At 69.1% G+C, this 24,684-nt stretch carries 19 protein-coding genes; all 19 read right to left on the bottom strand.

What is annotated here, in order from left to right; translation table 11 throughout:
- Positions 1-98: 98 nt before the first annotated feature.
- The 19 genes from ABFT23_RS13690 to nusG all read right to left on the bottom strand — a co-directional run bounded on the left by ABFT23_RS13690 (position 99) and on the right by nusG (position 24,638).
- The gene (locus tag ABFT23_RS13690; protein WP_347896037.1) at positions 99-620 is read right to left on the bottom strand and encodes a DUF4232 domain-containing protein; all 522 of its coding nucleotides are present in this window, start codon (positions 618-620) and stop codon (positions 99-101) included.
- Between the two features lie 166 nt (positions 621-786).
- Positions 787-4,671, bottom strand: coding sequence for a DNA-directed RNA polymerase subunit beta' (locus tag ABFT23_RS13685; RefSeq protein ID WP_347896035.1), 3,885 nt, complete (start codon positions 4,669-4,671; stop codon positions 787-789).
- Positions 4,672-4,756: 85 nt separating this feature from the next.
- Positions 4,757-8,269 carry a DNA-directed RNA polymerase subunit beta gene (rpoB, locus tag ABFT23_RS13680; protein ID WP_347896033.1) on the bottom strand — a complete coding sequence of 1,171 codons (3,513 nt, stop codon included), beginning with the start codon at positions 8,267-8,269 and terminating at the stop codon, positions 4,757-4,759.
- A gap of 215 nt (positions 8,270-8,484) precedes the next feature.
- The gene (locus ABFT23_RS13675; RefSeq protein WP_347896031.1) at positions 8,485-9,372 is read right to left on the bottom strand and encodes a J domain-containing protein; all 888 of its coding nucleotides are present in this window, start codon (positions 9,370-9,372) and stop codon (positions 8,485-8,487) included.
- Entirely contained in the window at positions 9,369-10,463 is a 1,095-nt protein-coding gene (locus tag ABFT23_RS13670; RefSeq protein ID WP_347896029.1) for a hypothetical protein, read from the bottom strand. The genes ABFT23_RS13675 and ABFT23_RS13670 overlap by 4 nt, the downstream gene beginning before the upstream one ends.
- Before the next feature lie 50 nt (positions 10,464-10,513).
- On the bottom strand, positions 10,514-11,806 hold the full coding sequence (locus ABFT23_RS13665) for an MlaD family protein (protein WP_347896027.1): 1,293 nt from the start codon (positions 11,804-11,806) through the stop codon (positions 10,514-10,516).
- Positions 11,803-13,260, bottom strand: a complete 1,458-nt coding sequence (locus ABFT23_RS13660; RefSeq protein ID WP_347896025.1) for an MCE family protein — start codon at positions 13,258-13,260, stop codon at positions 11,803-11,805. Before ABFT23_RS13660 ends, ABFT23_RS13665 begins: the two co-directional genes overlap by 4 nt.
- The gene (locus ABFT23_RS13655) at positions 13,257-14,420 is read right to left on the bottom strand and encodes an MCE family protein (RefSeq protein ID WP_347896085.1); all 1,164 of its coding nucleotides are present in this window, start codon (positions 14,418-14,420) and stop codon (positions 13,257-13,259) included. Before ABFT23_RS13655 ends, ABFT23_RS13660 begins: the two co-directional genes overlap by 4 nt.
- Entirely contained in the window at positions 14,420-15,436 is a 1,017-nt protein-coding gene (locus ABFT23_RS13650) for an MCE family protein (RefSeq protein ID WP_347896023.1), read from the bottom strand. Before ABFT23_RS13650 ends, ABFT23_RS13655 begins: the two co-directional genes overlap by 1 nt.
- Before the next feature lie 31 nt (positions 15,437-15,467).
- Positions 15,468-16,556, bottom strand: coding sequence for an MlaD family protein (locus tag ABFT23_RS13645; RefSeq protein ID WP_347896021.1), 1,089 nt, complete (start codon positions 16,554-16,556; stop codon positions 15,468-15,470).
- The gene (locus ABFT23_RS13640) at positions 16,553-17,833 is read right to left on the bottom strand and encodes an MCE family protein (RefSeq protein WP_347896019.1); all 1,281 of its coding nucleotides are present in this window, start codon (positions 17,831-17,833) and stop codon (positions 16,553-16,555) included. Before ABFT23_RS13640 ends, ABFT23_RS13645 begins: the two co-directional genes overlap by 4 nt.
- Positions 17,834-17,839: 6 nt before the next feature.
- Positions 17,840-18,667, bottom strand: coding sequence for an MlaE family ABC transporter permease (locus tag ABFT23_RS13635; protein WP_347896017.1), 828 nt, complete (start codon positions 18,665-18,667; stop codon positions 17,840-17,842).
- Positions 18,668-18,675: 8 nt separating this feature from the next.
- Positions 18,676-19,461, bottom strand: coding sequence for an MlaE family ABC transporter permease (locus tag ABFT23_RS13630; protein WP_347896015.1), 786 nt, complete (start codon positions 19,459-19,461; stop codon positions 18,676-18,678).
- Between the two features lie 3 nt (positions 19,462-19,464).
- On the bottom strand, positions 19,465-20,427 hold the full coding sequence (locus tag ABFT23_RS13625) for an ABC transporter ATP-binding protein (protein WP_347896013.1): 963 nt from the start codon (positions 20,425-20,427) through the stop codon (positions 19,465-19,467).
- A 285-nt stretch (positions 20,428-20,712) separates the two neighbouring features.
- Complete coding sequence (rplL, locus tag ABFT23_RS13620) at positions 20,713-21,105, bottom strand: 50S ribosomal protein L7/L12 (RefSeq protein ID WP_347896011.1); 393 nt, start codon at positions 21,103-21,105, stop codon at positions 20,713-20,715.
- 79 nt (positions 21,106-21,184) lie between these two features.
- Positions 21,185-21,838, bottom strand: coding sequence for a 50S ribosomal protein L10 (gene rplJ / locus ABFT23_RS13615; RefSeq protein ID WP_347896009.1), 654 nt, complete (start codon positions 21,836-21,838; stop codon positions 21,185-21,187).
- 292 nt (positions 21,839-22,130) lie between these two features.
- Entirely contained in the window at positions 22,131-22,850 is a 720-nt protein-coding gene (gene rplA / locus ABFT23_RS13610; RefSeq protein ID WP_347896007.1) for a 50S ribosomal protein L1, read from the bottom strand.
- A 73-nt stretch (positions 22,851-22,923) separates the two neighbouring features.
- Positions 22,924-23,352, bottom strand: a complete 429-nt coding sequence (gene rplK / locus ABFT23_RS13605; protein ID WP_137294363.1) for a 50S ribosomal protein L11 — start codon at positions 23,350-23,352, stop codon at positions 22,924-22,926.
- A 158-nt stretch (positions 23,353-23,510) separates the two neighbouring features.
- The gene (nusG, locus tag ABFT23_RS13600; RefSeq protein WP_457623443.1) at positions 23,511-24,638 is read right to left on the bottom strand and encodes a transcription termination/antitermination protein NusG; all 1,128 of its coding nucleotides are present in this window, start codon (positions 24,636-24,638) and stop codon (positions 23,511-23,513) included.
- Positions 24,639-24,684 lie beyond the last annotated feature (46 nt).

The following is a 24,684-nucleotide window of genomic DNA, read 5'->3' as shown; positions in this document are numbered from 1 at the left end:
GTGATCCTCCAACGTGTCGTCGTTCGGCTGTCCGGGGTGAGACCTCGACGAGGCGCCCGGAGTTGTCGCGCAGACCTGAGAGGTTCTCGAGAACCGGGTCAGGCCGGGCGCCGGTAGGGCTGGTGCCCGATCAGGTGGACGGCGGGGTTGGCGCACCCGGTCGTCGGGTGGACGACGTACTGCGAGACCCGGGCGTCGGGCACGTAGACCCGGAACCCGTCGACGGGCACGGGGCGGCAGGTCCCCCGCGGGTAGTTCTGGGCGACCGACTCGTCGACGCGGCTCACGACGCTCTTGCCGGGGTCGAGCACGGTGACGGGCCGGCGTCCGGGGTCGCGGGTGGCCGCGGCCCCGATCTGCGTGCCGTTGCCGTGGCCGACGTAGGACAACCCGCCGTAGCCCTGCACGAAGCAGACCTGGTCGGGGGTGGTGTTGGTGAGCTTGATGACGCCGAAGCGGTGCCCTGCCCCGGCGCCGCGGGCGTGGTACGAGGCGGTCAGGTCACTGTTGGCGCACTCGCGCGGCTGGGCGGCGGCCGGCTGCGCCGTGACTCCCACCAGCGTGGCGCTGGCGGCGATCGTGAGCGCGGCCGCGGCGTGGACGACGGCGATCTTCTTCATCTCGAACACCTCTTCCCCGGCCCCGCACGGTGCGGGACCGTCATCTCCTACGACACCGCCGCCGGGGAGAAAGTTGCCAACGGCAACCGAAGAAGAGGCTGAGAACCTGTCCGGAAACGCGCCGAGGGCCCGCCGCGCAGCGCGCGACGGGCCCTCGGACGGTGGCTCAGTTCTGGTACGACCCGAAGTCGAAGTCGTCCAGCGCGACAGCCTGACCCGAGCCCTGACCGAACTCGTAGTCGTAGGAGTCGTAGCCGGTGACCGAGTAGGCCGCGGCGCGCGCCTCCTCGGTGGGCTCGACCCGGATGTTGCGGTAGCGCTCCAGACCCGTACCGGCCGGGATGAGCTTGCCGATGATCACGTTCTCCTTCAGGCCACGCAGGCTGTCGGAACGGCCGTGGATCGCGGCGTCGGTGAGCACGCGGGTGGTCTCCTGGAAGGAGGCCGCCGAGAGCCACGACTCGGTCGCGAGCGAGGCCTTCGTGATGCCCATGAGCACCGGACGACCCGAGGCCGGCTTGCCGCCCTCGGAGACCACGCGACGGTTCTCCTCCTCGAACTTCACCCGGTCGACCAGGTCGGACGGGAGCAGGTTCGTCTCGCCCGACTCGATGACCGTCACGCGACGCAGCATCTGCCGCACGATGATCTCGATGTGCTTGTCGTGGATGGCCACACCCTGCGAGCGGTAGACCTTCTGGACCTCGTCGACCAGGTGCTCCTGCGCCTTGCGGACACCGAGGATGCGCAGGACGTCCTGCGGCGACTCGGTGCCGACGATCAGACGGCGCCCGACCTCGACGTGCTCGCCGTCGGCCACCAGCAGGCGCGAGCGCTTGCTGACCGGGTACTCCTGCACCTCGGAGCCGTCGTCGGGCGTGATGAGGATCTTGCGGGTCTTGTCGGTCTCGTCGATCTCGACGCGGCCGGCCGCCTCGGCGATCGGGGCGAGACCCTTGGGCACGCGGGCCTCGAACAGCTCGACGACGCGGGGCAGACCCTGCGTGATGTCGTCGGCCGAGGCCGAGCCACCGGTGTGGAAGGTACGCATGGTCAGCTGCGTGCCGGGCTCACCGATCGACTGGGCGGCGATGATGCCGACCGCCTCGCCGATGTCGACGAGCTTGCCCGTGGCCAGCGAGCGGCCGTAGCACTTGGCACAGGTGCCGGTGCGGGCGTCGCAGGTCAGGACCGAGCGGACCTTGACGGTCGGGACGCCGGCGGCGATCAGCTCGCCGATCTTGACGTCGCCGAGGTCGCCGCCGGCCTCGACCAGCACCTCGCCGGTCTCGGGGTGGGTGACCTCGGTGGCCGCCGAGCGGGCGTAGGCCGCGGTCTCGGCGTTGTCGTCCTTGCGGACGACGCCGTCGTCGCCGACGACACCGATGACCTTGGGCAGACCACGCTCGGTGCCGCAGTCGTCCTCACGGATGATGACGTCCTGCGAGACGTCGACGAGTCGACGCGTCAGGTAGCCCGAGTCGGCCGTGCGGAGGGCGGTGTCGGCGAGGCCCTTGCGCGCACCGTGGGTGGCGATGAAGTACTCGACGACGGTGAGGCCCTCGCGGAAGTTCGACTTGATCGGCCGCGGGATGATCTCGCCCTTCGGGTTGGCCACGAGACCACGCATGGCCGCGACCTGGCGGATCTGGTTCATGTTGCCCGAGGCACCGGAGTTGACCATCACGAAGATGGGGTTGGTCCGGTTGTTCTGCTCGAAGTTGTCCTCCATGGCCTTGCCGACCTTGTTGGAGGCCTCGGTCCAGATCTCGATGAGCTCCTGGCGACGCTCCTCGTCGGTGACGAGACCGCGCTCGAACTGCTTCTGGATCTTGGCGGCCTTGTCCTCGAACTCCGAGAGGATCTCGACCTTGTTGTCGGGCGTGACGACGTCGTCGATCGAGACCGTGACGCCGGAGTGGGTGGCCCAGTAGAAGCCGGCCTCCTTGAGGGCGTCGAGCGAGGCGGCGACCTCGACCTTGGTGTAGCGCTCGGCGAGGTCGTTCACGATCGCGCCCAGGGCCTTCTTGCCCACCTCGTAGTTCACGAAGGGGTAGTCGGCCGGCAGGGTGTCGTTGAACAGCGCCCGGCCGAGGGTGGTGTCGAGGGTGAAGGTCAGCGCCTCGCCGGTGAACAGCTCGTGGTCGAGCGGCGGGACGGTGTCGACGAGCCGGATCTTGATCTCGCTCTGCAGCGTGATCTCGCCCCGGTCGAAGGCCATGATCGCCTCGGCCACCGAGGAGAACGCGCGACCCGAGCCCTCGGAGCCCGGACGGTCGGACGTCATGAAGAAGAGCCCGATGATCATGTCCTGGGTCGGCATGGTGACCGGGCGGCCGTCGGAGGGCTTGAGGATGTTGTTCGTCGACAGCATCAGGATCCGCGCCTCGGCCTGGGCCTCGGCCGACAGCGGCAGGTGCACCGCCATCTGGTCGCCGTCGAAGTCGGCGTTGAACGCCGTGCAGACGAGCGGGTGGATCTGGATGGCCTTGCCCTCGATGAGCTGCGGCTCGAAGGCCTGGATGCCGAGGCGGTGCAGCGTGGGCGCCCGGTTGAGCAGCACCGGGTGCTCGGTGATGACCTCCTCGAGCACGTCCCAGACCTCGGGACGCACGGCGCGCTCGACCATCCGCTTGGCGGACTTGATGTTCTGCGCGTGCGAGAGGTCGACGAGGCGCTTCATCACGAACGGCTTGAACAGCTCGATCGCCATGTTCTTCGGCAGACCGCACTGGTGCAGCTTGAGCTGCGGACCGGAGACGATGACCGAGCGGCCCGAGTAGTCGACGCGCTTGCCGAGCAGGTTCTGGCGGAAGCGACCCTGCTTGCCCTTGAGCATGTCGGACAGCGACTTCAGCGGCCGGTTGCCCGGGCCGGTGACGGGACGACCGCGGCGGCCGTTGTCGAACAGCGAGTCGACGGCCTCCTGGAGCATCCGCTTCTCGTTGTTGACGATGATCTCGGGCGCACCGAGGTCGAGCAGCCGCTTCAGTCGGTTGTTGCGGTTGATGACGCGGCGGTACAGGTCGTTGAGGTCGGACGTCGCGAACCGGCCACCGTCGAGCTGGACCATCGGGCGCAGGTCCGGCGGGATGACCGGGACGGCGTCGAGCACCATGCCGCGCGGCTGGTTGCCGGTCTTGCGGAACGCGTCGACGACCTTGAGGCGCTTGAGGGCGCGGACCTTCTTCTGGCCCTTGCCGGTGGCGATGGTCTCGCGCAGCGACTCGACCTCGGCCTCGATGTCGAAGCCCTCGAGGCGCTTCTGGATCGCCGTGGCGCCCATGTGGCCCTCGAAGTACTTGCCGAACCAGTTCTTCATCTCGCGGTAGAGCAGCTCGTCGCCCATGAGGTCTTGGACCTTGAGGGTCTTGAACGTCGACCAGACCTCCTCGAGGCGGTCGAGCTCGCGCTGGGCACGGTCGCGCAGCTGCTTCATCTCGCGCTCGGCGCCGTCGCGCACCTTGCGGCGCTGGTCGGCCTTGGCGCCCTCGGCCTCGAGCGCGGCGAGGTCGTCCTCGAGCTTCTTGGTGCGGTCCTCGAGCGAGGTGTCGCGGCGCTTCTCGAGCATCTCGCGCTGCTGCTGCACCTTGGCCTCGAGCGAGGTCAGGTCGCGGTGACGGGCGTCGTCGTCGACCGAGGTGATCATGTAGGCCGCGAAGTAGATGACCTTCTCGAGGTCCTTCGGGGCGAGGTCGAGCAGGTAGCCCAGCCGCGACGGCACGCCCTTGAAGTACCAGATGTGGGTCACGGGAGCGGCGAGCTCGATGTGGCCCATGCGCTCACGGCGCACCTTGGAACGGGTCACCTCGACGCCGCAGCGCTCGCAGATGATGCCCTTGAAGCGCACGCGCTTGTACTTGCCGCAGTAGCACTCCCAGTCCCGGGTGGGACCGAAGATCTTCTCGCAGAAGAGGCCGTCACGCTCGGGCTTGAGCGTGCGGTAGTTGATGGTCTCCGGCTTCTTGACCTCGCCGTGGCTCCACGTGCGGATGTCGTCCGCGGTGGCCAGGCCGATCTTGAGCTGGTCGAAGAAGTTCACGTCGAGCACGATGGCTGCAACCCTTCGTAGTTACTTGAAGAAAAGAAGTTGAGGGGGGCGGAGGCCGGCGCCGCCCGGGGGCGGCGCCGGCGCATCACACCTCTTCGACCGAGCTGGGCTCGCGACGCGACAGGTCGATGCCGAGCTCCTCGGCGGCGCGGAAGACGTCCTCCTCCGCGTCGCGGAGCTCGATCTGCGAGCCGTCCTGGCTGAGCACCTCGACGTTCAGGCAGAGCGACTGCATCTCCTTGACGAGCACCTTGAACGACTCGGGGATGCCGGAGTCGGGGATGTTCTCGCCCTTGACGATGGCCTCGTAGACCTTGACGCGACCGGGCACGTCGTCGGACTTGATCGTCAGCAGCTCCTGCAGGGCGTAGGCGGCGCCGTAGGCCTCCATCGCCCAGACCTCCATCTCACCGAACCGCTGGCCACCGAACTGGGCCTTACCGCCCAGCGGCTGCTGCGTGATCATCGAGTAGGGGCCGGTCGAACGCGCGTGGATCTTGTCGTCGACGAGGTGGTGGAGCTTCAGGATGTACATGTAGCCCACCGACACCGGGTCCTTGAACGGCTCGCCGGAGCGACCGTCGAACAGGTTCGCCTTGCCGGTCTCGTCGATCATCCGCACGCCGTCGCGGTTGGGGATCGTGGCCCCGAGCAGGCCGGTGATCTCGTCCTCGCGCGCACCGTCGAAGACGGGCGTGGCCACCTTCGAGTCGGGCTCGGCCTTGTCGGCGTGGATCTTGATCAGCCGCTGCTTCCAGTCGGCGTCGGACTTGTCGTCGGACAGGTCGAGGTCCCAGCCCTGCTTGGCGAGCCAGCCCAGGTGGAGCTCGAGGATCTGGCCGATGTTCATGCGTCGCGGCACACCGAGCGGGTTGAGGACGACGTCGACGGGCGTGCCGTCCTCCATGAAGGGCATGTCCTCGATCGGGAGGATCTTGGCGATGACGCCCTTGTTGCCGTGGCGGCCGGCGAGCTTGTCACCGACGGAGATCTTGCGCTTCTGGGCCACGTAGACCCGGACCAGCTGGTTGACGCCGGGCGGCAGCTCGTCGCCGTCCTCGCGGTCGAACACGCGGACGCCGATGACCGTGCCGGACTCACCGTGCGGGACCTTCATCGAGGTGTCGCGCACCTCGCGCGCCTTCTCGCCGAAGATCGCGCGGAGCAGGCGCTCCTCGGGGGTGAGCTCGGTCTCGCCCTTGGGCGTGACCTTGCCGACCAGGATGTCGCCCGTGGTGACCTCGGCGCCGATGCGGATGATGCCGCGCTCGTCGAGGTCGGCCAGCATCTCCTCGGAGACGTTGGGGATGTCGCGGGTGATCTCCTCCGGGCCCAGCTTGGTGTCGCGGGCGTCGACCTCGTGCTCCTCGATGTGGATCGAGGTGAGGACGTCCTCCTGCACCAGGCGCTGGCTGAGGATGATCGCGTCCTCGTAGTTGTGGCCCTGCCACGGCATGAACGCGACCAGCAGGTTGGTGCCCAGCGCCATCTCGGCGTCGTCGGTGCACGGGCCGTCGGCGATCGGCGAGCCGACCTCGAGACGGTCGCCCTCGGCGACGAGCGGGCGCTGGTTGATGCACGTGCCCTGGTTGGAGCGACGGAACTTGGCCAGCTTGTAGGTGGTGTAGGTGCCGTCGTCGTTCATCGTCTCGACGAGGTCGGCCGAGACCTCCTTGACGACGCCGGCAGCCTCGGCCACCACGACGTCGCCGGCGTCGACGGCGGCGCGGTACTCGATGCCGGTGCCGACGAACGGGCTGTCGCTGGTGATCAGCGGGACGGCCTGACGCTGCATGTTGGCGCCCATGAGCGCGCGGTTGGCGTCGTCGTGCTCGAGGAACGGGATGAGCGCGGTGGCGACCGAGACCATCTGCCGCGGCGAGACGTCCATGTAGTCGACCTCGTCGGCCAGGACCTCGGAGACCTCGCCACCCTTCTGGCGCACGAGCACGCGCTCGTCGACGAAGGAGCCGTCGTCGTCGAGGATCTGGTTGGCCTGGGCGATGACCTGGCGGTCCTCGTCGTCGGCGGTGAGGTAGTCGATGCGGTCGGTGACCTGGCCGTTCTCGACCTTGCGGTAGGGCGTCTCGACGAAGCCGAACGGGTTGATGCGGCCGTAGGAGGCCAGCGAGCCGATCAGACCGATGTTCGGACCCTCAGGGGTCTCGATCGGGCACATGCGGCCGTAGTGCGAGGGGTGGACGTCGCGGACCTCCATGCCGGCGCGGTCGCGCGAGAGACCACCCGGGCCGAGGGCCGAGAGGCGCCGCTTGTGGGTCAGACCGGCGATCGGGTTGGTCTGGTCCATGAACTGCGAGAGCTGCGAGGTGCCGAAGAACTCCTTCAGCGCCGCCACGACCGGCCGGATGTTGATCAGCGACTGCGGCGTGATGGCCTCGACGTCCTGCGTGGTCATGCGCTCGCGGACGACGCGCTCCATGCGGGCCAGACCGGTGCGGAGCTGGTTCTGGATGAGCTCGCCGACCGTGCGCATGCGGCGGTTGCCGAAGTGGTCGATGTCGTCGGGGCCGACGTCGAGCGGGCCGGCCGGCGCCTCGACCTGCTCCTTGCCGTCGTGCAGCGCGACGATGTACTTGATCGCGTTGACGACGTCGGAGATGGTCAGCGTCTGCTGGTCGAAGGCCTCGACCAGGCCGAGCTTCTTGTTGATCTTGTAGCGGCCGACCTTGGCGAGGTCGTAGCGCTTGGGGTTGAAGTAGTAGTTCTTCAGCAGCGTCAGCGCGGCCTCGCGGGTGGGCGGCTCGCCCGGGCGCAGCTTGCGGTAGATGTCGAGCAGCGCGTCGTCGGGACCCTGCGTGTGGTCCTTCTCCTCGGTGAGCTGGATCGACTCGTACTGACGCAGCTCCTCCATGACGGCCTCGTAGTCGTAGGCCTCGCCGGTGTCCTCGGCCACGGCCTGGAGGGCCTTGAGGAGCACCGTGATGTTCTGCTTGCGCTTGCGGTCGAGGCGGACGCCGACCAGGTCGCGCTTGTCGATCTCGAACTCGAGCCAGGCGCCGCGCGAGGGGATCAGGCGCGCGGTGTAGATGTCCTTGTCGGAGGTCTTGTCGGGCGTGCGCTCGAAGTAGACGCCGGGGCTGCGGACCAGCTGCGAGACGACGACGCGCTCGGTGCCGTTGATGACGAAGGTGCCCTTGGGGGTCATCAGGGGGAAGTCGCCCATGAAGACCGTCTGGCCCTTGATCTCACCGGTCTCGTTGTTGGTGAACTCGGCCGAGACGTAGAGCGGCGCGGAGTAGGTGAAGTCCTTCTCCTTGCACTCGTCGACGGAGTACTTGGGGTCGTAGAAGACGGGGCTCTCGAACGAGAGCGACATCGTCTCGGAGAAGTCCTCGATCGGGGAGATCTCCTCGAAGATCTCCTGCAGGCCCGACTTGGGCGAGACGTCGACGCCGGCGTCGAGGCGGGCCTGGACCTGGGCGTCCCAGGCCTCGTTGCCGACCAGCCAGTCGAAGCTGTCGGTCTGCAGCGAGAGGAGCTGGGGAACCGCGAGGGGCTCGGTGATCTTCGCGAACGAGATGCGGCGGGGGTTGCCGCCGGTGGTGCTGGAGCTGGCAGAGGTGCTGCGCGCGGCCAAGAGAGATCCTTCGAAGCGTCATTCGACCGGAGAACGCCGGACCACCACAACATCGCCACCGGGCAGGCAGATGCGCATCTGAGGGCAGGCGCAAAGGGCCACAGTACAGCACTCGTACGCGCACCACAACACTTCCGGGCGCCGAAAGACGAGCGTTGTTCGATGATGAACCCGACGGGCCCGCCGGTCAAGGACATCGGGCCAATTCGGGCCGCTCAGTCGCAGGTTCCGCCCGGTTGGGTGATCAGGCAGTCGACGAGCCACCGGTCGTCGTCGTCGACCATGCGCAGCGTGACCTGGTCGCGGTAGACGGTGTCCTTGCCGGCGTTCTTGGTCGGGCGGTCGACGAAGACGAGGACGTCGACGCGGTCCTCGCCCGTGCGCACGACGCCCGAGGCGAGCACGTCGGTCGTGACGATGGACTTGGTGCGCGTCGCGTTGTCGGCCACGACCTCGGAGAACTCGTCGAACTCGGTCGCGAAGCGGTCGGTGAGGTAGGGCCGCGCGGCGGCGAAGCCCTCCTCGAGGTCGCGGAAGTCGTAGGAGAGCACCGGGCCGATGGCCGCCTCGGCGGCGGCCTGCGCGGCCGCCACCTCCCGGGCGTCGGGCAGGCCGCCGCCGTCGTCGTCGTCGCCGCCGACGCCGGTGACGAGCGAGACGGCGGTCGCGACCACCAGGACGGCGGCGAGGACCGCGAGGCAGGCGGCGAGCCGGGCCGGCCCTCGGGAGGGCCGGCCGTCGGCGCTGCTGGCGGCGCTGCTGGCGGCGACTCCCCCAGCAGGGCCGGCCGTCTCGTCGTCGGGCTCGTCGGAGTCGTCGGCGGGGGTCTCCTTGGCGAGGGTCACCGCGGTCGGCGGCTCGGCCACGACGTCGTCGGCGACCCGGTCGTCGGCGTCGTCGCCGTCGTCCTCGGCGGCGGCGAGCTCGGCGTCGTGGGCGGCACGGCGGTCGGGGTCGAGCAGCACCTCCGCGGCGCGGTTGCGCTGCTTGAAGCGTCGGTCGGACGGCTCGAGGTCGGCGACCGAGGCCTTCCAGGCGCTGCGGATCTCGGCGTCGGTCGCGTCCTGCTCGACGCCGAGGACGTCGTACCAGCTCGGGATCATCGGTAGGCCTCCCAGGCGTCGAGCGTGACCACGAGCTCGCCCATGGCGGTGCCCAGGTCGGTGCGGGCCGTGGCGCAGGGCGCGGTGTCGGCGGTCGCGCAGTCGGCTCCGAGGGCGGTGACGGCGTCGCCGACCGCGACGGCCTGGCTCAGGGTGCGCTGCACGAGCGAGGTGACGTCGCCCGGCGGCTCGCCGACGTAGACGCGGCTGTCGGGGTTGGTGGCGCCGCGCAGGCTGTTGGCCAGCGAGCCGGCCGCGGTGCCGAGGGCCGCCGGCGCGTCGGCGCACCCGGCCCGGGCCGGGTCGGGCGCCAGGGGGAAGCTGCACGCGTCGAGGTCGTCGATCGCTGCCCGCACGCTGACCTCGCGGTTGGCGACGATCTCGGCGAACCGGCTGGTGATCGCATCGGTGCCGGCGGCCGGCGGCTCCGACGTCGCCCCGCCGCCGGGAGACCCGGTCGGCGGGTCGGTCGGCGGGTCCGTCGGCGGGTCGGTCGGCGCGTCGGTCGGGTCGCCGGTCGCGGTCTCGTCCTCGCCGCTGACGCCCTCGAAGGCGTCGACGAGCCAGGTGCCGTCGATGCGCACGAGCTGCACCCGGAGCCGGAACTGGCGCTCGCCGGCCGCGACGCGGTCGCCGTCGGCGGCGTCGGCCGCGGGGTCGGGGTAGGACTGGGTGAGCGAGCCGGTGACCAGCGCGGACGCCGCGTTGTCGTCGAGCGACTCGAGCGCGGCGACGTAGACCTCCGCCTGGCGGCCGACGCCGGCCTGCGACACGGTCGCCTCGGCCAGGGCGACCTGCTCGTCGAACTCGGTCGCGAAGGCGGGGGTGATCAGCTCGCGCACGCCCGCGGCGTAGGCGGGCAGCTTGTTCTGGGCGTCGAGGTCCTCGGGCCCGTAGTTGAACAGCCGCAGCACGAACTGCTGGGCCTGGTTGAGCACGAGGTCGCGGGTCCGCGGGTCGTCCGCGTCGCCGTCGGCGCCGGCGTCACCCTCGGCCGAGGCGCCGAAGAGCTGCCCGGCGCGGCTGCCGACGGACCCCGAGGTGTCACCCCACCGGACGCCGAGCACGGCCAGGCACGCGACGGCCACCACGGCCGAGACGGCGACGACGATCGTGAACGAGCCGGGACGTGTGCGGTGACCTACTGACCCATCGCGGGTTGGAGGTACAGCCACTTCCACGACTCCTCTCCGACCGACCGGGGGGCAACGGTAGCGGGCTGGTCCCAGGGCGCGACGGGCCGCGGGTCGGCCGGGTCGGTCAGCGTGACCTCGCCGGTGTCGGGGTCGTAGAAGGCGTCGGGACGCGCGTAGCCCGTGGCGGCGCGGGGCGGCAGGTTCTGCGCGCCGCGGGGGTTCGACTTCGACGGCGGCTCGGTGCAGCGGGCGTCGACGTTCATGCCCGGGTCGGTGAACCGCTCCTGGGGCGTGCGCTCCACGGTGCCGCCGTAACCCTCGTAGCACGGCGAGGTCGTGCTGAGGATCAGGCCGAAGTGGGCGTCGTAGGGCTTGTCGCCCTCCTTGGCCACCACGGTGAACGTGCCCTCGACCACGTAGGGGTAGATGGAGAAGATCTGCTTGATGCCCGGCAGGTTCTCCTGCACGACCTCGCCGGTGGTGATGAGGTTGTCGAGCAGCGAGCCGAGCTCGACCCGGTTCTCCTCGATGAGCGCGCGCACCTGGTTGATGTTGCTCGACCCGGTGTCGATGAGGCGCTCGAGGTCGGGGTTGGCGTCGGCGAGGGTGCCGCTGAACAGCGCGAGCTGGTCGGCGAAGGTGCGCAGGTTGCTCTGCGAGTCGATCTGGGTGTTGAGGACGACGTTGCTGTCCTCGATCAGCTTCGTGGTGATGTCGAAGTTGTCGTCGGCGGCCTCGATGAAGGAGTTGCCGGTGTCGATGATCGTCTCGAGGTCGTCGCCGGTGCCCTGGAAGGCCTTGCCGAGCTCGTCGACGGTGGTGCGCAGGGCGTCCTGGTCGACGGAGCTGACGGTGCGGGACAGGTTGCCGAGGAGCTGCTCGGTCTGGATGGGGATCCTCGTGTTCGCCATCGCGATCTGGGAGCCGTCCTCGAACGGCTTCCCGTCGTCGGACTCGGGCTGGAGGTCGACGAACTGCTCGCCGACCGCCGAGCGGTTGCCGACCTCGGCGATCGAGTCGGCCGGGATGTCGTCCCACTTGTTCTCGATCTCGAGGACGACGTCGACGCCGTCGTCGGTCAGCTCGAGCTCCTTGACCGTGCCGACGCTGGTGCCGCGGTAGGTGACCTCGGCGCCGGCGAAGATGCCGCCGGCGTCGCGGAAGTGGGCGGTCACCTCGTAGCTGTCGTCGCGCACGAGCTTGTCGAGGCGGGCGTAGCGCGCGCCGACGAAGCTCACGCCGAGCAGCGTGATGATCACGAAGACCAGCAGCTGGACCTTGGTGCGACGGGTGATCACTGCGTCACCATCCCCGGGGTCAGCAGGCTCACCAGAGCCGGGTCGTAGACGGCCATCAGCTCGCCGACGGTCGGGCCGCTGCCGCTGGGCTGGTCGGCGGCCCCGAGGCCCGGCCGGTTGAGCAGTCCGCCGATGCCCGACAGCGCGCCCGGCAGGCCGGGGATGTCGAGCGGCAGCAGCCCGCCGTTGCCGCCGTTGCCGTTGCCGCCGTTGCCGCCCAGGCCTCCGAGGCCGCCCAGCGGACCTTGCGGACCGACCAGACCGCCGAGGATGTCGCAGATCGGGTTCGACGGCGTGTTCTCGCACACGGAGTCGACGAGGCCGGCGAGGCAGGCCCGGTTGAAGGTGTCGATGCACGCGGCGAGGGCGTCCTGGGCGTCGGCGCACAGGTCGGCGAAGTCGGGCAGCGGCCCGACCTGGGGAATCTCCTCGAGCGGTGTGCACGGGATGCCCGGCAGCTCGCCGGTGAGGTCGAGCTGCAGGTTGATCGACAGGTTGGTGTAGTCGCCCATGTGCAGGTTGCGGGCGACCTGCGGGTCGCGGCCCACGGCCTCGTCGACGAACGGGTAGGTCAGAGCCACGTTGAAGGAGTCGACGAGCGCGTCGCCGGCGGCCGCGAGCTGGCCGAGGATCGGCTGCAGCTGGCGGACCGAGACGATGGTGTTCTCCTTCGAGCGGCGGATGACCCGCACGCCGACGTCGCTCAGCCGGTCGAGCTTGTCGAGCATGGTGACGAGGTCGTCGCGCTGGCGGTCGAGCGAGAGCACGGCCGAGGGCAGCTCCTCGAGCGCGAGGTCGATCTTCGGCTGCTGCCGGCGGACGCCGATCGCGAGCTGGTTGAGCGACTCGATGGCGTCGACGATGTCGGCCTTGTTGGCGTCGAGCTGGCCCATGAACGAGGCGACCTGGTCGAGCAGCGACTTCACGGAGTCCTCCCGCCCGGACAGGGCCGCGTTGACCTCGCGGGTGATGGTGCGCACCTTGTCGAGACCGCCGTTGTTGAGCAGCAGGCTCAGTGCACCGAGCACCTGCTCGACCTCCGGCGTCTGGCCGGTCGAGTCCAGGGTGATCTCGTCGCCGTCCGCCAACCTGCCGCGCGCGCCCTCGGCGGGCGGGGCGAGGGAGACGAACTTCTCGCCGAGCAGGCTGGTCTGGCGGATGGTGGCGGTGGCGTTCTCGGGCAGGTCGACGTCGTTGCGGATCTCGATCTCGACCTCGGCGGTGTAGCCGTCGAGCTCGACGGAGGAGACCTTGCCGACGTTGACGTCGTTGACCTTCACGCTCGACTGGGGCACCAGGTCGAGCACGTTGTCGAACTGCACGGTGATCTTCATCGGGTCGCTGCCGACGTCGGTGCCTCCGGGCAGCGGCAGCTGGTAGACGTCGAAGTCGCAGCCGGACAGCAGCACGCTGCCGACGACGACGGCGACCAGGCCGCGGACGAGGCGCTTCACCGGCCGTCTCCCTTCGTCGGGACGGCGGACGGCACGAGCCCGCCCAGGGTCGGGTCGGACTCGCCCGCGTAGAGCGACCCGGTGCCGGGAGCCATCGCGGCGGCGCGCGGCAGCGGCAGCGTCTGGATGAGGTTGCAGAGCGTCTGGGCGTCGTCGTAACCGGCGACGAACGCGCACAGCACGTCCTTCGGGTCGTTGGTCAACTTGTGCAGCAGGTTGCCGATGTTGGCGTTGGTGTCGAGGGTGCCGGTGTCGGGGTTGTAGGTCAGCTGCAGGTTGTTGAGCGCCAGCGGCGCGATGCGCAGCGTCTCGTCGAGCGCCGCACGCTGCTTGACCAGCACCTTGGCGACCCGGTTGACGCCCTTGATGTCCTGCTTGAGGATGCCGCGATTCTCCTTGACGAACGAGCCGACCTCGTCGAGCGCGGTGCCGAGGTTGCGCAGCGAGCCCGCGAGCTCCTCGCGCTCGTCGGCGAGCAGCGTGGAGACCCGCGCGAGCGAGTCGTTGAACTCGCGGACGGTGGTGTCGTTGTCGGCGAGGGTGGTGATGAACTTCTGCAGCTCGGCCGCCGCGCCGAAGAGCTCGTCCTTGTTGTCGTCGAGCGTCGTGCTCAGCCGGCTGAAGTCCTGGATGGTCTGGTTGAACTGCTCGCCCTCGCCGCCGAAGTTGCGGGCGGTGACCTTCAGCAGGTCGGACAGCGCACCGTCGGCGTTGGCGCCGTTGGGACCGAGGGCGACGGTGAGCCGGTCGAGGTTGGCGTAGATCTGGTCGAGCTCGAGCGGGATCTCGCCCTCGGTCTCGAGCACGGCGTCGTCGGGCAGGGTCTTGTCGCCCTTCACGAACGCCGGGCCGATCTGCACGTAGCGGTCGCCGACGATGGCCGGCGAGATGATCATCGCTCTCGCGTCCATCGGCAGGTCGACGTCGGGGTCGTAGGTCATCGTCACCTTGACCCGCTCCCCCTGGGGCACGATCGTCTCGATGCGCCCCACGGGCACCCCGAGCACGCGCACCTCGCTGCCCTCGTAGAGCGACACGGTGCGGTCGAAGTAGGCGGTGACCACCTTGTCGTCACTGCCCTCCTGGAAGAAGACCAGGGCGGCGACGGCGACGAGCAGCAGAATGACGAGCGGCGCGGCGATGCGCTTGAGGACGTCCATCACGGCGAGGCCTCCTGACCGAGCACGGGCAGCGGCGGGAGGTTCTCGATGTAGGTGTCGAACCACGGGCCGGTGCCGAGCGTGTTGGCGAAGACGCGGTAGAACGGCGCCAACAACCGCAGGCTGTTGTCGAGGTTGTCCTCGTTCTTGTTGAGCACGTCGAGCACCCGCTTCAGCTCGGTCAGCGCCGGCTTGAGGTCGGCCCGGCTCTGGCGGACCAGGGTGGTCAGCTCGCGCGAGAGCGTCTGGGTGGAGACCAGGATGCGGTGGATCTGCTCGCGACGCTGCAGCAGCGCCTCGAAGAGGACGTCGGAGTCCTTCATGATCTGCACGATGTCCTCGTCGCGGTCGCCGAGGACGGTCGAGACCCGCCGCAGGTTCTTCAGCAGCGAGTTGATCTGGTCGTCGCGCGCCGAGAGGTTGGACGAGAGCCGGCTGAGGCCGTCGAGCGCCCCGCGGAACTCCTCCGGGGTGTTGCGGGTGAGGTCGGCGAGAACGGTCAGCGACTGCGAGAGCTGGTCGGTGTCGATGCCGGCGCCGCTGTCGGTGCCGTCGTCGGCGGGCTCGCCGTCGCCGATGGTCTCGGCCAGGCCCTCGAAGGCGTCGACCACGTCGAAGGGCAACGTGGTGCGCTCGACCGGGATGGTCGAGCCCTCCTCGAGCTGACCGTCGCCGGCCGGCTCGAGGGAGAGGTACATGGCGCCGAGCAGGGTCTTGACCTGGATCGAGGCGGCCGTCTGGTCGCCGAACTCCTCGTCGGTCTTGACGTTGAAGGTGACCCGGACCAACCCGTCGTCGATCTTGATGTCGTCGACGGTGCCGATGCGGACCCCGGCCATGCGGACCTCGTCGTCGGGGCGCAGGCCGGCGGTGTCTTGGAACTCGGCCTGGTAGGTGTCACCCCCGCCGATGAGCGGGAGGTCCTGGGCCTTGAACGAGGCCACCAGCAGCAGCAGGATCGCGGCGATGCTGATCGCCCCGATGATCACGGGGTTGCGTTCGCGGAAGGGCTTCATCGCGAGCTCGCCTTCGGGGTCGTCACGTGGTTCATCCGAGCGTGCACCTCGGTCCACCGATGTTGGGCGGGATCGGCAGCTGGTCGATCGACGGCAGCGGCGCCGGCAGCTTGACGCTGCCGGTGAAGTCGCAGAGGTAGAAGTTGAAGTAGGAGCCGTAGATGGCCGTGCGTCCGATCTTGTCGAGCTTGATCGGCAGCACCTGCAGCGCCCGGTCGAGCTCGGCCTTGTTGCGGTCGATGTTGCCCGCGAGCTTGCGCAGCTTCTTGATGTCGTCGACGAACGGCGGCCGGACGCCGACGACGAGGTCGGCGGTCTCCTCGGTCAGCAGGCTGATGCCGTCGAGGGAGTCGAGGATGGCCCGGCGGTCGTCCTTGAGGCCGGCGACGAGGGTGCGGAAGTTCTGAATGAGCGCGGTCAGCTGCTGGTCGCGGTCGGCGATGTGGTCGAGCACGAAGTCGAGGTTCTCGAGCAGCTCGCCGATGACGGCGTCGCGGTCGGCGAGCTCGTCGGTGACCGAGGCGGTGCTGCGCAGCAGCCCCTCGAGCGTGCCGCCCTCGCCCTGGAAGACCTGGATGACCTCGAAGGACAGCTTGTTGACGTCGTCGGGCGACAGGGCGCGGAAGAGCGGCTTGAAGCCGTTGAACAGGCGCGTGAGGTCGAGCGCGTCGGTGGTGCGCGACCGAGGGATGGTCTCCCCCGGCTCGAGGATGCCGGTCTCGCCCTCGCCCTGGCTCAGCGCCAGGTAGCGCTGGCCGACCAGGTTGCGGTAGCGCAGCGCGGCCAGCGTCGACTGCGTGAGCTCGGTGCCCTTCTCGACGGTGAAGGTGAGCTCGGCCTGCTTGGCCGGCTGGTCGAGCGTCGGGGCGGCGAGGTCGGCCTCGTCGTTGTCGACGATCTCGATCTTCTTCACCGTGCCGACCTTGACGCCGGCGATGCGCACGTCGTCGCCCTCGACCACGCCCGTGGCGTCGTTGAAGACGGCCTTGTACTCGCGGGTCGGCTCGAAGCTTAGGTTGCCGATGAGGATCACCAGCAGACCGGTGGCCATGAGGGTGACCACCATGAAGACGGTCAGCTTCGCCAGGTCGAGGGAGGTCTTCTTGTCGAGGATCTTCACTGCAGGCTCACCTCCGCGCCGCGCGCCATGGGGGCGACCAGCAGCGGGCCGAGGTCGCTGACCTCGTCGGCGTCGACGCCGAGACCCGGCGCGAGCAGCTCGCGGTAGAGGTCGGTCTCGGCCGGGCTGCCGAGGTCGCCGTCGTCGCCGAGGTAGCTGGTGCCCACGCGCGAGGTGCCCTTGCCGGTGGGCCGGTCGACACCGTCGTCGAAGTCGGGCACCCGCTTGAAGATGTTGTCCTGCGACCACGGCGGGTTGGGCAGGTTGATGCAGGTGGGCCCTCGGTCCACGGCGATGCGCGGCAGGTCGCCGGTGTCGTAGGGCCGCGGCTGGCGCGGCAGGGTCTCGAGCACGATGTGCAGCTTGAACCCGCGGAAGGCCTCGGCCTGCAGCTTGCCGGCGTTGACCAGGCCCTGGGTCAGGCAGGGGAACTCGGGTGAGTAGCGGGCCAGCACGCGCAGCTGGCGCGCGCCGAGGTCGGCCAGGCGCACGAGCTCCTCCTCGTTGTCGGCCAGGAAGGTGCGCGTGGTGTCGGAGAAGTCGCCGACGTCGGTGAACAGCTGCTGCAGCTTCGCCTCGCGGTCCTCGAGCGTGGTGGTGGTCAGCACGGTGTTCTCGAGCACCTCCCCCACCTCGGGCAGGATCTCGTTGTAGACGTCGGAGACCTCGGAGGTCAGGCGGAGGTCCTCGACCAGCTCGGGGATGCGCGGGTTGAGCCGCTTGAGGTAGGCGTCGAGGGTCTCGAGGTTGTCGCCGAGGCGGTCGCCGCGGCCCTCGAGCGCCGTCGCGAGGGCGGTGAGCGTCTCGCTGATCTTCTCCGGCTGCACGGCCTGGAGCAGCGGGTAGAGGTCAGAGAGGACGGCCTCGACCTCGGTCGGCACCTTCGTCTTGGTGATGACGTCGTCGGCCTGCAGGGTGCCCTGCGGGTCGTCGGGGACGACGAGCGAGACGTACTTCTCGCCGAACAGCGTCTTGGGCACGATCGAGCCGGTGACGTTGGCCGGGATCTGGTCGATCTTGTCGGGGTAGATGCCGAGGTCGATCTCGGCGCCCTTGTCGGTGGGCCGGTAGTCGAGCACCTCGCCGACGATGACGCCGCGGACCTTGATGTCGGCGCGCTTGGGCAGCTGCAGTCCGATCGTGGAGGTCTCGAGCGTGACCTCGTCGTAGTCGGTGAACTTCTTGGTGAAGATGGCGTAGGTGAGCCACACGCCGCCGACGAGCAGCGCGAGGAACACCACGCCGAGCAACCGGGCGTTGAAGAGGACCTTCTTCATCTCACCTCACCCGGCCAGTCTGACGGTCGTGCTGGCGCCCCAGATGGCCATGGACAGGAACAGGTCGATCACGTTGACGGCCACGATGCTCGAGCGGACGGCGCGGCCCACGGCCACGCCGACCCCGGCCGGACCGCCCGAGGCGGTGTAGCCGTAGTAGCAGTGGATGAGGATCACCACGACGGCGAAGACCAGGACCTTGCCGAAGGACCACAACACGTCGCCCGGTGGCAGGAACACGTTGAAGTAGTGGTCGTAGGTGCCCGAGCTCTGCCCGTAGAACTGGGTGACGACGAGCCGGCTCGCGACGTAGGAGGACAGCAGGCCGACGACGTAGAGCGGGATGATCGCGATGAGGCCGCCGACGATGCGGGTCGTGACCAGGAACTGCATCGACGGGATGGCCATCACCTCGAGGGCGTCGACCTCCTCCGAGATGCGCATGGCGCCGAGCTGGGCGGTGAAGCCGCAGCCGACCGTGGCCGCGAGCGCGATGCCGGAGACCAGGGGGGCGATCTCGCGGGTGTTGAAGTAGGCCGAGACGAAGCCGGCGAAGTTGGCCGTGCCGAGCTGGTCGAGCGCGGCGTAGCCGGACAGTCCGACCTGGGCGCCGGTGAAGAACGTCATGCCGAGGATGACGCCGACCGTGCCGCCGATGACCGCAAGCGCGCCGGAGCCGAGGGTGACCTCGGCCAGGATGCGCATGATCTCCTTGGGGTACCGGGTGACCGAGCGCGGCGTCGCCGCGAGGGCGCGCAGGTAGAACGCGAGCTGGTTGCCCAGGTCGTCGAGCGAGCTGAGCGGCTTCTGGTAGACCGCCTTGATGCTGGCCATCGCCTGCCTCAGCCTCCCTTCGGCGGCACGAGCTGCAGGTAGATCGTGCTCAGCACGAAGTTGACGACGAACAGCAGCAGGAAGGTGATGACGACCGACTCGTTGACGGCGTCGCCCACGCCCTTCGGACCGCCGCCGGCGCTCATGCCCTTGTAGGAGGCCACGATCGCGGCGATGAGACCGAAGATGAGCGCCTTGATGAGGCCGATGTAGAGGTCGGGCAGCTGGGCCAGCGCGGTGAAGCTGGCGATGTAGGCGCCGGGGGTGCCGTCTTGCAGGATCACGTTGAACACGTAGCCGCCGGCGACGCCGACCACGCTGACCAGCCCGTTGAGGAAGACCGAGACGAGCATGCACGCGAGCACGCGGGGCACGACGAGCCGCTGGATGGGGTCGATGCCGAGCACCATCATGGCGTCGAGCTCCTCGCGGATCTTGCGGGCGCCGAGGTCGGCGGCGATCGCCGAGCCACCGGCGCCGGCGATCAGCAGCGCGGTGCCGATGGGCGCGGCCTGCTGGATGACGGCGAGCACCGACGCCGAGCCGGTGAACGACTGCGCGCCGAACTGCTTGATCAGGCCACCGACCTGCAGCGCGATCACCGCACCGAACGGGATGGCGACCAGCGCCGTGGGGATGATCGTGACCGAGGCGATGAACCAGGCCTGCTGCAGGAACTCGCGCAGCTGGAACGGGCGGCGGAACAGGCCACGGAACACGTCGAGCGCGAAGGCGAACAGGTTGCCCGCGGTGCCGACGGGGCGCAGGATGCGCGCCGAGGTGATGGATGCCATGTATCAGAGGAGGTCGACGGTCTCGACGCCCGGGTTGGACGACTGGAACGACCCGGGAGGCGGCGTGACGCCGTTCTCGCGACACCACGCGCCCGGCTCGCGCTGGGCCCGGCGCGGGATGCCGCTCGAGGGCATCATCTGCAGCGGAATCGGCGGCAGCGGCGGGAGCTCGAGGTGCGACTCGGCGGCCAGCTCGTCGGCGTCCTTCTCCTCCGACATGCCGATCGGGCCGACCATCTGGGAGTTGAGGAACTGGCGCACGACCGGCTCTTCAGAGCTGAGCAGCATCTCGCGCGGGCCGAACATCGCCAGGTGCTTGTGGTAGAGCAGGCCGATGTTGTCGGGCACCGTGCGGCAGCTGTTGACGTCGTGGGTCACGATCATCATCGTCGCGTCGATCTGGGCGTTGAGGTCGACCAGCAGCTGGTTGAGGAACGAGGTGCGGACCGGGTCGAGACCCGAGTCGGGCTCGTCGATCAGCAGGATCTCGGGGTCGAGCACCAGCGCGCGGGCCAGGCCGGCCCGCTTGCGCATGCCGCCGGAGATCTCACCGGGCAGCTTGTCCTCGGCGCCGAGCAGACCGACGAGGTCCATCTTCTCCATGACGATGTCGCGGATGTCGGACTCGGACTTCTTGGTGTGCTCGCGCAACGGGAAGGCGACGTTGTCGTAGAGGTTCATCGAGCCGAACATCGCGCCGTCCTGGAACAGCACGCCGAACAGCTTGCGGATCTCGTAGAGCTCCTTCTCGGGGCACGTGGCGATGTCGGTGCCCTCGATGATGATCGAGCCCCGGTCGGGCTTGAGCAGGCCGATCATGGTCTTGAGCAGCACCGACTTGCCGGTGCCGGACGGGCCGAGCATCACGCAGATCTCGCCTGCGGGGAACGTGAGCGTGACGTCGCTCCAGATCAACGACTTGCCGAACGACTTGGTCAAGCCATCCAGCTTGATCTCAACACCCATGTCTGTCCTTCACTCGTCGTCGTCGGCACGGGGCCGGGAGCACGTGCGGTGACGTCGCGCTGCGTGGCCGGCACCACACACTCGTGAGTAACAACGTCGCCGCCCCAGCGAGGTTACGCATCTTTGTGCCTGACGTCACGTGGATGCCCAGATCCGAGACCGAGCCGAGACAGAGGCTCTCACCTGCGACAACGCGGTCCGGCACCCGCAGACGCCACGAGGCGGCCACCCCTAGGAGGGGTGACCGCCTCGTGCTGGTCGCGCGGCACCGGGCCGCGCGTCAGGTCACTTGAGGGTGACGGTGGCGCCGGCGCCCTCGAGGGCCTCCTTGGCCTTGTCGGCCGCAGCCTTGTCGACCTTCTCGAGGACGGCCTTGGGCGCGGACTCCACGAGCTCCTTGGCCTCCTTGAGACCGAGCGAGGTGAGGGCGCGCACCTCCTTGATGACGTTGATCTTCTTGTCACCAGCGGCCTCGAGGACGACGTCGAACTCGTCCTGCGCGGCGGCCTCCTCGCCACCACCGGCAGCGCCACCGGCGGCCGGGGCGGCGGCCACGGCGACGGGGGCGGCGGCGGTGACGCCGAAGGTCTCCTCGAACTGCTTCACGAACTCGGAGAGCTCGATCAGGGTCATCTCCTTGAAGGCGTCAAGGAGCTCGTCGGTGCTGAGCTTCGCCATGGTGGCGTTCCTTCCATTCGGGTGCCCGGGCGGCGTGCGCCGTCCGGGCGGGTTTCAGGTGGTGTGGTGAGCGCCTGGATCAGGCGTCGGTGGTCTCGGCCTCGTCGGCAGCGGCCTCGGAGGTCTCCTCGGCGGGAGCCTCCTCGGCAGCGGCCTCCGGAGCCGGGGCCTCCTCGGCGGCGGCCGGCGTGCCGGCACCACCTGCGAGGATCGAGGGGTCCTCCTCGGCCTTGGCCTGCAGCGCACCCGCGAGACGGGCGGCCTGGGCGATCGGCGCGTTGAGGAGGTAGACGGCCTGGGAGAGCGAGGCGAGCATCGCGCCCGCCAGCTTGCCCAGGAGCACCTCGCGCGACTCGAGGTCGGCCAGCTTGGCGACCTCCTTCGCGTCGAGGATGTTGCCGTCCAGGACACCGCCCTTGATGACAAGAGCGGGGTTGGCCTTGGCAAAGTCACGCAGACCCTTGGCCGCCTCGACGACGTCGCCATTGATGAAGGCGATCGCGGTCGGGCCGGTCAGCAGGTCGTCGAAGCCGGTGATGCCCACCTCGTTGGCGGCGATCTTGGCCAGCGTGTTCTTGACCACGGCGTAGTTGGCGTTCGCACCGAGGGAGCGGCGAAGGTCCTGCAGCTCCTTGACGGTGAGACCGCGGTACTCGGTCAGGACAGCGCCGTCAGCGTCGTTGAACTGCTCAACGATCTCCTCGACGGCGGCTTGCCTCTCAGCCCGCGCCATGGGTCTCCTTCCGGACGGAGACCACCATCTGGCCCGAGAAGCACGAACGCCCTGAGCGCGGGCGCTCAGGGCGTGGGCTTCTGGACGAAGCTGCTCTGGTCACCTGCGCAGGCCGTCCGCGTCGCGGAACCTTCGGTCTGGGTGCGGTGCACCTGGACCACCGGCGGTCTCTGGTTTCTGCGGACGACTGTACGGGGGCGTGCGGACGTCGTCCAAATCCGCGGCCCGCTGGACGGCGACGGCCCGCCCAGCGTGCGCTGGACGGGCCGACGTGACGAGCAGGCTGGGAGGCTCAGGCCTCCGCGTCGTCCTCGCCCGCGACGTTGCGCACGCGGTTGGGGTCGACCTGGATGCCGGGGCCCATGGTCGTGGAGACCGTGACCTTCTTCAGGTAGCGGCCCTTGGAGCTGGCCGGCTTGAGCCGCAGCACCTCCTCGAGGGCGGCGGCGTAGTTCTCGGCAAGCTGGGTCTCGTTGAACGAGGCCTTGCCGATGATGAAGTGCAGGTTGGCGTGCCGGTCGACGCGGAACTCGATCTTGCCGCCCTTGATGTCGGTCACGGCCTTGGCCGGGTCCGGGGTGACGGTGCCGGTCTTGGGGTTCGGCATGAGGCCGCGGGGGCCGAGCACGCGGCCCAGACGACCGACCTTGCCCATCATGTCGGGGGTCGCGACGACGGCGTCGAAGTCGAGCCAGCCACCGGAGACGCGCTCGATGAGCTCGTCGCCACCGACGATGTCGGCGCCGGCGGCCTCGGCCGCGGCGGCCTTGTCACCGTTGGCGAACACGAGGACGCGAGCGGTCTTGCCGGTGCCGTGGGGCAGGTTGACGGTGCCGCGCACCATCTGGTCGGCCTTGCGCGGGTCGACGCCGAGACGCATCACGACGTCGAGGGTCTCGTCGAACTTCTTCTTGCTGGAGGCCTTGGCGATCTTGATCGCGGCCAGCGGGGCGTAGAGCTCGTCCTTGTCGAACTGCTCGGCAGCCGCGCGGTAGGTCTTGCTGCGCTGCATGGTGATGTCTTCTCTCTGGAGTGGAGCTAGAAGGACGTGGTACGGCGGGCCAGCAGGGGCCCTCCCACGGGTGTTACTCGGTGGTGACGCCCATCGATCGGGCGGTGCCCTCGACGATCTTCATCGCGGCGTCGATGTCGTTGGCGTTGAGGTCGGGGAGCTTCGTGGTCGCGATCTCGCGCACCTGGTCCTTGGTCAGCTTGCCGACCTTCTCCTTGTGCGGGACGCCCGAGCCCTTCTGCAGACCGGCGGCCTTCTTGATCAGCTCGGCGGCCGGCGGGGTCTTGGTGATGAAGGTGAAGCTGCGGTCCTCGTAGATGGTGATCTCGACGGGGATGACGTTGCCGCGCATGGACTCGGTCTGGGCGTTGTAGGCCTTGCAGAAGTCCATGATGTTGACGCCGTGCGGACCGAGCGCGGTACCGACCGGCGGGGCCGGGGTCGCGGCGCCGGCCTGGAGCTGCACCTTGACGAGTGCGGCGATCTTCTTCTTGGGAGGCATGATCCTCTTCCTTCTCGTGTGGTCACGACGGGGGCGGGTGCCCCCTGCCACGGGGTGTTACTGCTGTTCAGTCTGACTCGCCACGCGCACCAGGAGAAATCCGGAGGTCGCGCGTCGCGTCGGCCTTGCGCGCTGGGTCGGCGGTGATGCGACCCGCGTCAGACGCGCTGGATCTGGTCGAAGCGGAGCTCGACCGGGGTCTCGCGACCGAAGATCTCGACGAGGGCCTTGACCTTCTGGGCCTCGGCGTTGATCTCGGTGACGGTGGCGTGGAGCGTGTCGAACGGGCCGTCGATCACGATCACCGAGTCGCCCTCGTTGAGGTCGACCTCGATGGTGCGCTTGGCGGCGGTGGTCGTGCCACCCGACGCGGCGGCCGGCGAGCCGGCGGCCGCGGCGACCTCGGCCGCAGCGGCCTGGACGGCGGGGGCGAGCATGTTCTCGACCTCGTCCATGAGCAGCGGCACCGGCTGGTGGCTGTTGCCGACGAACCCGGTGACGGACGGCGTGTGACGCACCGTCGACCACGACTCGTCGGTGAGGTCCATGCGGACCAGCACGTAGCCGGGGTGCGAGGGCCGCTTGCGGGTGCGGCGCTGGCCGTTCTTGATCTCGACGATGTCGGCCATGGGGACCACGATCTCGTGGATGTAGTCCTCCATGTTGAGCGAGACGATCCGGTTCTCCAGGTTCGACTTCACCCGGTTCTCCATGCCGGAGTAGGTGTGCACGACGTACCAGTCGCCGGGCTTGGCCCACAGCTCGCGGCGGAACGCCTCGAGCGGGTCCTCGTCGACGACCTCGGCGGCGGCGGCCTCCTCGTCGGCGACCTCAGCGGCGTCGAGGGTGTCGACGGTCTCCTCGATCGCCTCGGCGGCCTCCTCGTCGGCGACCTCGGCCTCGGCCTCGACCTGGTCGAGCACCGGCTCGTCGACGCCCTCGCCCTGGTCGAGCGCGGCGACGACGTCGTCGGCCTCGGTCTCGACGTCGGCCGGGGCGGTGCCCTCGGCCGCGCCCTCGGTGGCCTCGGCGACGTCGTCCTCGAAGGACACGTCGTCGAGCACCGCGTCGGCGTCGTCGACGTCGTCGGCCGAGGCCGGCGTGGCGTCGTCGAGCTCGGCGGCACCGGCGGTGTCGGACTCGTCGGACTCGTCGGCGAAGTCGAAGTCGTCGTCGAGAGAGGCGGTGTTGGCCTCGTCAGCCTCGTCGAAGTCGGCGTCGTCGAGGTCGTCGAGGGAGAACTCGCCCTCGTCGAGGTCGACGGTCTCGTCAGGCTGCTCGGACACGTGCTGCTCCATCACTTGCTAGGGGGTACGGCGGGGCGTCGGCCAC

The organism is Nocardioides secundeburneus (genome assembly GCF_039939255.1).
Classification (GTDB): Bacteria; Actinomycetota; Actinomycetes; order Propionibacteriales; family Nocardioidaceae; genus Nocardioides.
Note: the sequence above shows the minus strand (reverse complement) of the source record. Positions and strands in the feature narration are given on the sequence as shown.